The organism is Bacillus sp. C30, from assembly GCF_040838255.1.
In the GTDB taxonomy this organism is placed as follows: Bacteria; Bacillota; Bacilli; order Bacillales; family Bacillaceae_G; genus Bacillus_A; species Bacillus_A mycoides.
On the sequence record NZ_JBFPJH010000130.1, the window covers coordinates 1 to 8,809 of the forward strand.

Here is an 8,809-nt window from a genome sequence, read left to right on the forward strand (position 1 = left end):
CATATAAGCCGCTTGATGATCACGAGTTCTACGAAGTTGAACATCCAAAGTATGTTCAGAGTGTGAAAGGCATTTTCATTCAATTGAAGGATGATGATAAAAACTAAATCCCTTTTATACGGCCGTATACTCTGGGATTTTATCTTTATAAAAAAATAATACTATCAAATTTATTAGAAAAGGAATGGGAAAACGTATGAAAAAGAAAGTAGTTACATGTATCATGTTGGCATCTCTTGCTACTGGAGGAGAAATCCCCTTAAATGTTCTGACAAATCCTGTCGTTCAGGCAGAAAGTATAGAAGAATTGGATATTTCATCATCTTTACGGAAACTAGGTACACTATCTGTACTGATACAAATGTCTATAGATCAGTCGCTTAAGCGTCCAAATGTTAATGTAATTGAAATTCCTGCTTTAAATTCAAATCAACAGGCTGTAAAAACAGCTATGAAGAAATGGGAAAACGAATTACATCCGAAAGAAATGCAACTATATGCTAGGAGTAAGGCATTTGTTTATAAATTCGATAGCTATTACCCTCAATTAAAAAACTTTGTAGATAATGAAACAGATCAACAGGGGTTTTTAGATCGATTAGAAACGCTTCAAACAGCAGTAACATCAAATCAATCCAAAATTCAAAGTCATATCAATGAATTGGAAGAATTTAAATCAGATTTATCAAAGAGCATAAAAAAAATTGATGCAAATGTAGAAGCAGGACAAAAATTATTGGGGGGAAGCAAAAAAATTGATGAGCTGAAAACAACCATTACGGATGCACGAGTTTCTATCGATAAAGACTTACAACAAATTGCGTTAGTACCAGGCGCACTAAATGAAGCAGGATTGAAATTATTTAAAGAAATATATACCACGATAAAAGAAATCATAGATCCAGTTGCAGATGCCGCAATGGAAGCTATAAATAAAGGAAAAGAAATAGAGAACTCTATCTTAGAGGCTGAAGCAAAAGCTGAAAAAGAGGCCAAAGAAGCTGGCAAATCCGAATCAGAAATTGCAGAGTTAAAAAAGGAAGCGCGTGAAAAAATAGAAAAGGATAAAAAAGCGGAGATTGCTGCGGCAGCAGAAGCAAAAATGAAAGATTACGATTTAATAAAAGCAATAGATCTGGATCGAATAGAAAAAATGTATAAAGAATTTGGTCAATTGAATACATTGACGATAGAACAGCAGCGCTCTCTCAAGGATTTATCTGTACAAAATCAAAAAATATATGATGCGACAAAAGATTTAACCATAGCCGAGGCTCAACAAACTAAAATGCTTCTTATGCAAAATGATGTACATGTTTTTGCGGAATATATAGATAGAGAAATCGTATCCCTAAACACATATAAAAAAGATTGGAGTCACATTGGAGATAGCATTCAACAACTATCTGTTGCTACAACAGCTACAGGTAAAACAGCTAAATTAAAAAGAGTACAGGAACTATGCAAGCAACTGAAACAACAAATAGATCAATTGAATAGCTAGTTTCGTGTGATAAATATACGGAGAAAAAATTTAGGAGGAACCAAAAAATGAAAAAGATTCCCTATAAAGTATTAACATTGGCTACACTAGCTACCATTGTAACGACGAGCGATATTCTGCCCATGCATGTATTTGCTGAAGAACAAGTGGTACAGCAAACAACAAATCAAGAAGCTACGTATAAATTAGGACCAGAGGGTTTAGAGCAAGCTTTAGCAGAGACAGGATCAAAGATGCTTGGAATGAATATCTATGCGAAAACGATTAATGCACAACCAGATGTTGACCTTTCCGGTTTGCCCTTAAATACAGAAGGAAAGGCATTAACAAAACAAATTCATAAGGATCAGGCAACTGCAAGAACGAATGCAAATTATTGGTTAAATACTGCAAAACCTAAAATTCAGGGGGTGGCGCGTGATGTTATCAATTATAATACGGAATTCCAAAATTATTATACATCATTAGTAGATGCAGCGAAAAAAGAGGATAAAGCAGTACTAAAAGAAGGATTAGAAGACTTACTCGATACACTTACACAGAATTCAAAAGATGTAGAACAAGTCGTATCTATGTTAAAAGAATTTAAAAATAAATTATATACAGATTCGGCACAGTTCAGAAGAGATGTAGATGGTACAGACGGGACAGTCGGGCTTACTAGCATCTTGGCAGGACAAAATGCACTGATTCCAGAGCTTCAAAAAGAAATAAAGGCGTTAGGAAAAACACAAAAAGAACACTTTGATAATATACTCGGTTGGGGGATTGGTGGTGGACTTGGTACAGTTGTTTTACTTGGAGGAGCCATTACGGGAACCGTTGTCGTAGTGGTGACTGGTGGAACTGCAACACCGTTGGTTGTTGGTGCACTTACGGCTTTAGTCGCTGGAGGGGTCGCATTAGGGACAACGAGTGGCATCCTGCTAGAGAAGAATATAAAGTCGTATGATGAAATATCTAAACATATTAGCACATTAAGTGAACAAGCAGACCAAGCTCAAAAAGCTACCATTTCGTTAGAGGTTGCGAAAGGGCACATCTCAACTTTAGCTGAAACCGTGGATAAAGCCATCGATACACTTACAGAGATCAAAAAACAGTGGGAACGCATGGCATCTAACTACCAAATTTTACTTGTAGATGTAGATGATATGCAATACCAAAAAATGGTTCTGATGATAGAAGACTTAAAGGTAGCTAAAATGGAGTGGAATGATATTTACAAGAATGCGGAATTGATAGCGAAGGATTTGTCTCCTGTCGAATCAAAAAATTGAGGACTCATATTTTTTAGAAATATATTTTAATTGAATGCCACCCACTACGATCAGTGGGCATTTTCTATACACAACAAACTAGCGTTCCGTTTATTTAACAGACTCAATTTATAATTATTATGTAAAACTCACAACCTATCCAGCTTATTTTTAGTCACATTTCAACGAATTCAGAAAACAAAGTTTTTTAGAAACAAAATAATAAAACAGATTCAGATTACACAAGGAGGATATTAGTATGAAAACATTGCCGTATAAAATACTCATTGCATCAAGTTTATTGACCGTTGCAACAGCGAATGTTATAGCCCCTACTGCAGCTTTTGCGAGGGAAGTGGGACAAGTGGCAAACGAAAATGCCGAGAACCCTGATTTTGCAGCAAACAATGACGCAATGAAAGCAACATTAGAAAAAGCAGGCCTTTTTGCTCAAGCGATGAATGAGTATTCGCACATGTTAATTCACAATCCAGATGTGAATTTTGAAGGAATTGAAATTCACGGCCATACGGAGTTACCAGGTAAAATTAAACAGGATCAAGTAAATGCGAGAGAGAATGCTAAATATTGGGATACGAAACTAAAAAGAACACTTTTGGATAATTTAAACAACATTACAACCTACGATCTAACATTTCAAAATTATTATGACGATTTAGTAGAAGCAGCTAATATGGGGGACAAAGACTTATTAAAAGAGGGTATCACAGACTTACAGGAGGATATTCAGAAGAATAAGCAAGCTGCGACTAAATTAATAAAAGAATTAAAGACATTTAAACAACATGTGGGTGACGATTCCCGAACATTTAAAGCGAATAAAGACACTTTACATATGGTCTTAAACAGCCAAACAGAGGGACTGGATGATGATGAAAAACGTTTACAAACAGTTTTAGATAAAATTAACCATTTTAAACGCGTTGAAACTGCAGGGATCATAGTAGTTTCAATACCAACGATTCCGACTATGATTGCTGGTAGTACCATGCTAATTGTATCAGGGAAGCAGTTAAAAGAGTTAGAACCATTATTAATACAGCTGCGTCAAACCGTAGACTATAAAAAAACACTGAATCGAGTGGTTACAGTTGCTTATAATAATGTTGATGAAATGCATAAAGCTATTAGTGACGCAGTTGATGCTTTAGAATACATGTCCACTCAATGGGATGATTTAGATTCTCAATATGCAGGCGTGCTTAAATTTATTGATAAAGCCTCTACTAAAGATCCAACTAAAAGTTTAAACCTTTTAGTAAAGCAATTAAAAAATGCTAAAGATAGTTGGGCGACATTACACAAAGATGCAGCTACACTAAAAGAAGGTATAAAAGAATTAAAGTTAGAACCAGTTCAACAATAAAAAAACCCAAATGATAGCCATTATTACCTTATATTGATGGCTATCATTTGGGTTTAATCAAAGAAAATTCAATGATGCAAGGAGAGGGGAAATATAATGTTTATTCGAAAATTAGTATGCCTTTGTTGTCTAACGGTGAGCCTATTGATACCAGCTTCTCAAGCGAATCGCGTGTTTGCAGAATCGGATATACCAACTCTTATGGATGGAGTGGTAAATCATATTATAGATTTGCATCATTCTTTTACAGAAAAAGTGAATGGTGCGAGGGACACAAACATTCCATCTACGGTTTTATCTTCAGTAACTGAGCACGAAAGAATTGCCTACGAGCAGGCTCAACTGTGGAAAAATTCTGTAAAAGGAAATATGGAAAGGATTCAAAATCAAATTTTGGAATATGATCCAACATTTAATCATCTTTATGAAGAAATGAAACAACAAGTGAATATCAATGATAAACAACAACTTGTACAATTGTTACAAACACTACAACAGGATATTTCGAATAAAAAAGAGAATGTTAGTGCATTCATCACACAAATAGAGACCTTAAAAGAAACAGGATCTTCCAATTCAAGACAACTGCAAGTAGATCAAGCCCAAATCAATCTATGTATGGACGGATATCGTACAGAGATTGATCGCTTGTTGGATCAATTAGATAAAGCTACTTCTACTAAAGAACGGGAACTTTTAGCAGATCAAATGATGGAACCATCCGCTAAGTTATATGATAAATTAGAACCTTTATATAATAGTGTAAGTACCTTGATTCAAAACGTTAATGGAGTAAATAATGGCGTATTCACGGTTGGATGGCAAATTTCTCTAACAGAGATGCATACTAATTGGAACTTACTAGATTCCACATTAACAGAATTAATGGAACAAATTAAAAAAGCTCCAAATGTGAATCAAGCATTTATTAGTAAGCGGTTAAATACGATAAAAGATATATGGAATATGGATATTATTGAGAAATTGAACAATTAAAATGGATTTTTACAATATGTAATGGATGCCAATAACCGTTCTGTTGCAAAGTTTAAAAAAGTGTAAATATATTTTGCAAAATATATTTACATCTTAAGAAGTGATGAATAATTGCTGTCATTCATCATTAAATGGATTGACTCCGTATCAATATTCAAAATCAATTGCGTAATCTAATTGATGTTCCAGTTTTTCTTGACCAGGTCAACCGCCAGTTGAACAGAAATATAGTAACTCTTCCCTAACTAAACAGCACGCCCAGTTGTACGGTCGAAGTTGGGAAGAGTTACAAGGATAACAGGAAATATCTATGTTATGAATGAAATAATAAATATAGAATAAGAAGCCTTAAGCGGGGCTTTTTTCTTTGCAGGAATTTTTCACCCCTCATGGAATACTCTCACTAGGAGGTGTTGTGACGTTATGACGGACGAAATTGTTTATTCTGCTAGTGAAGTATACAAACGACTAGAAATAAGTGATAGCACCCTTAGAAAGTACATGGAAGTATTACAACGAGAGGGGTTCACAGTAAAGAAGAATAAGCGCGGCCGACGGGACTATTCAGAAGGCGATATTGTAGTTATTGAGAGATTAATTGACCTTAGCAAGCATGACGGTATGACGCTAGAAAAGGCAGCCAAGATGATAGCGCGGCAAATAGAAAAGGTTAATCCTGATCTGATTAAGGAGGAGCCCGAAGATAAGAATTTAATCCCATTCCACATTCAAAAACAGCTCCAGCAACAGTACAGCGTTATGGTGCAAGAAACGAATCAGGGTATGTTATCAATGGAAAAGCGATTGAGTGCACAGGCGAAGCAAAGTAACGAGGAAATCAAAGCGAGTGTAGAAGCGCATAATGAACGAGTTGAAAAACGATTGGAAGCACGGGATGAGACACTTATGAAAACATTACGTGAGATGCAGGAAGCGAAGAAGTTAATGAAGGAAATTCGGGATGAAGTTGCTGCAGCGAAAGAGAAGAAAAAGCCGTGGTGGCGGTTCTGGTAAGGGATTAAAAAAAGAAGCATCCTTAATGAAAAACAAGGAGACTTCTTTTTTCTTTATTTATTCTCTAATGTTTCATAAAGACGTTTGTACATATCTTTATATGCTTTAGAATGGCGATTCGCTAAATGGGCATCTATGTAACTTTCAACCAGCATATCAATAATGTTGTTAATTGATGTTTTATCCATACCTTCTTGCTCTTGAATAAATGGTTTAAGGGTATTTAGCTTTAGCAATGCAGCAGGTGAAATTTCAGCTGTTTTAGATGGGACTAAACGTTGATCTGGTTTCTCTGGTGTCTGTATTCCTTTTTTCGTGTTAGTTTGACCGCTTTGAATAGTTAAATCTGAACTTTCGGTAATAGGCGTCACAGTTACCACAAAAGATTTACCTTTATTTTCCAAAGGTACCACTCCTATTTAGTTTGCTATCTTAAACCGATAAAACTATTTTGCTTGTTATATAGAGGGGAAGACATAAATATAGAAATATCCCTATTTATATAGAGGGATATTTCTATATTTTTCAAACCTCTGTTAAAAGCTTGAATTTCCTTTTCTGCTCAGGTGTCAGCTCGTTTTCTACATAACGATCTATAAGTAAATCGATGATTTCATAAGTGAATTTTGTGTTTGTAAGTTTCATTAACACTTCAAGTTCTTCTTTGGATTGGTTTGAAATTTTTATGCTACCTTGCTGATTTTTGAATTTCTTTTTTGGTTCGGTTGTTTCGTTTCTTTTTTCTTTTCGAGTTACTTGCTTTTCTTCTGTCTTAGGTTGAGAAGAAACAGCTGGAACTTCGTTATTTTCCACTACAGCTTGTCCTTGCTCTGGTACATAAGGCTCAGTAGGTTCAAAGTTACTTTTCTTTCTACCTAGTAAACCAGGAGTTTTCGCCATTTTACACACCAACCTTCATTTTTTCGAACATGTCGATACGAGATAATAACTCATCACTAATTGTTTCGTATAGTTCAATTACATTCATATCATGTCTATCTTTTTCAGTAATACCATTCACATCAAATCGTTTAATACGTTCCATTTGAGGGACAATGTTTTTGAATAGGTTTTCTTCACCGAAAATTTCACGAGCGTTCTCCATGATATACTCGTCAACCTTACCGTTGTTTTTTAATAGGACAGGCAGAACGCCAACTACTTCAATATCAAGATCATATTGTTCCTTTAACTTGATAAGCTCATTAACATAGTTCTCAGCACCAGTAAGAGAACGTTCTTGTGTTTGCAGAGCAATTAGAACATAATCAGAAGCCACAACTGCATTTTTTGTAACTTCTAGTGACATAGGAGGAACGTCAATAAATATGTAGTCATATTTATTCTTTATCTTTTCAAGTAATCCTTTAAAGTAATGATCTTCCTCAGCTTCCGAAGAACAATTTTTATAAAGGAATTTTGCGAAGTCCTGAAAATCAACGTAAGAAGGAAGTAAATGTAAGTTCTCCATAATTTCCACTTCTAAGCCGTCTAGGTTCCCCTCTTGTATTCCCTTCATTAATGTTTTTTCTACTGTAACAATTTCATCAGGGTTAAGAATGGATTTTGTTAACATTAAAGACTTTGTTGCGTTACTTTGTGGATCAAGGTCAACAAGTAGTGTACGCTTGCCCTTTTTAGCAAATTCATAAGAGTTCAATACAGCATTTGTGGTTTTACCGACTCCACCTTTGTAGTTACCTACCGTAATTGTAATAGTCATTTTTAACACTCCAGTTATATTATTTAAAATTCCCCTATATCCCTTTATAGAAATAGGGAAATAGGGAGATTTCTATATCTTTAAATAAATTATAACAATGAAGTACGGTATATGCAATAGAATGATAAAGTTAGTAATTTATAACAGAAACGTTGGTATCAAAAGAATTTTTGATTTATGAAGTAGGAAGAGCTAAGAAATAAATATGTAATTTCGTAGAGAAGTTAGTAGGGGGGGGATAACAAAAAAATAGGGAAATATAGATATGGGGATATTATTAAAAAAGCGCACAATTTCGCTGTTTACAAACAAAAAAGCTTGATGTAACGTAATAAACAACAAGCATCATTCTACAAAACAAAACATAATTTGATATTTTACATAAACGAAGATTATGAAGATCGACGAGATAAATTAAAAACAATTGAATATGAACAGAAAACAAAAAAGCCACTCCCCTGTGCTATCGGCTACCAACCGATAACGGGAATGACTTTGTCCTAGCAAGTGTACCACCACTTGGCTAGATATAAACTGTATTAACCGACAGTGTTTACGTTTAAGTAGTGTACCACCACTAACCTTAAACAACTATGCCTTTTCACGAGGCTTCTTTGATATACCCATTTTATCTATTGTTTGGATAAATATCAACTAGTAAATACTAGTTTTGATTAGTTTGTAGTCCAAAAGATATATACCGGGCATCTCTAAACCTAGAAGTCTTGTGAATGTACAGGTCATTTAGGAATTGGAAATGCCTTTTTGTTTTTTGTTCGCGTGGAATTGCCTGATACCACGTAAATAAAAACTGATAAGTCGTAATTCCGTGCTGCTATACATTTAGCGGGAACGTGTTACGGCGTGGCTAGCTGTTGGTCGTGCAGGGGGTACAGAGTATACGCCTACAAAAACAGCACCCCTCA

Annotated in this window: 8 protein-coding genes; 5 read left to right on the top strand and 3 right to left on the bottom strand. The window is 35.0% G+C overall.

The window, feature by feature from the left end; translation table 11 throughout:
• Positions 1 to 196: 196 nt before the first annotated feature.
• From AB3X49_RS13465 to AB3X49_RS13485, 5 genes are all read left to right on the top strand, one after another.
• Positions 197 to 1,504, top strand: coding sequence for an HBL/NHE enterotoxin family protein (locus AB3X49_RS13465; protein WP_367962654.1), 1,308 nt, complete (start codon positions 197 to 199; stop codon positions 1,502 to 1,504).
• 47 nt (positions 1,505 to 1,551) lie between these two features.
• Positions 1,552 to 2,784 carry a ClyA family alpha-helical pore-forming toxin gene (locus tag AB3X49_RS13470; RefSeq protein WP_367962657.1) on the top strand — a complete coding sequence of 411 codons (1,233 nt, stop codon included), beginning with the start codon at positions 1,552 to 1,554 and terminating at the stop codon, positions 2,782 to 2,784.
• 238 nt (positions 2,785 to 3,022) lie between these two features.
• The gene (locus AB3X49_RS13475) at positions 3,023 to 4,150 is read left to right on the top strand and encodes a ClyA family alpha-helical pore-forming toxin (RefSeq protein WP_367962660.1); all 1,128 of its coding nucleotides are present in this window, start codon (positions 3,023 to 3,025) and stop codon (positions 4,148 to 4,150) included.
• A 96-nt stretch (positions 4,151 to 4,246) separates the two neighbouring features.
• On the top strand, positions 4,247 to 5,146 hold the full coding sequence (locus tag AB3X49_RS13480) for an HBL/NHE enterotoxin family protein (RefSeq protein WP_367962663.1): 900 nt from the start codon (positions 4,247 to 4,249) through the stop codon (positions 5,144 to 5,146).
• Between the two features lie 423 nt (positions 5,147 to 5,569).
• Entirely contained in the window at positions 5,570 to 6,160 is a 591-nt protein-coding gene (locus AB3X49_RS13485) for a DUF3967 domain-containing protein (RefSeq protein WP_367962666.1), read from the top strand.
• Between the two features lie 53 nt (positions 6,161 to 6,213).
• Here AB3X49_RS13485 and AB3X49_RS13490 read toward each other — a convergent pair whose 3' ends face one another.
• From AB3X49_RS13490 to AB3X49_RS13500, 3 genes are all read right to left on the bottom strand, one after another.
• On the bottom strand, positions 6,214 to 6,564 hold the full coding sequence (locus AB3X49_RS13490; protein WP_367962669.1) for a hypothetical protein: 351 nt from the start codon (positions 6,562 to 6,564) through the stop codon (positions 6,214 to 6,216).
• Positions 6,565 to 6,685: 121 nt separating this feature from the next.
• On the bottom strand, positions 6,686 to 7,060 hold the full coding sequence (locus AB3X49_RS13495) for a DUF5388 domain-containing protein (RefSeq protein ID WP_367962672.1): 375 nt from the start codon (positions 7,058 to 7,060) through the stop codon (positions 6,686 to 6,688).
• Between the two features lies 1 nt (position 7,061).
• Positions 7,062 to 7,883 carry a ParA family protein gene (locus AB3X49_RS13500; protein WP_367962675.1) on the bottom strand — a complete coding sequence of 274 codons (822 nt, stop codon included), beginning with the start codon at positions 7,881 to 7,883 and terminating at the stop codon, positions 7,062 to 7,064.
• Positions 7,884 to 8,809: the final 926 nt, after the last annotated feature.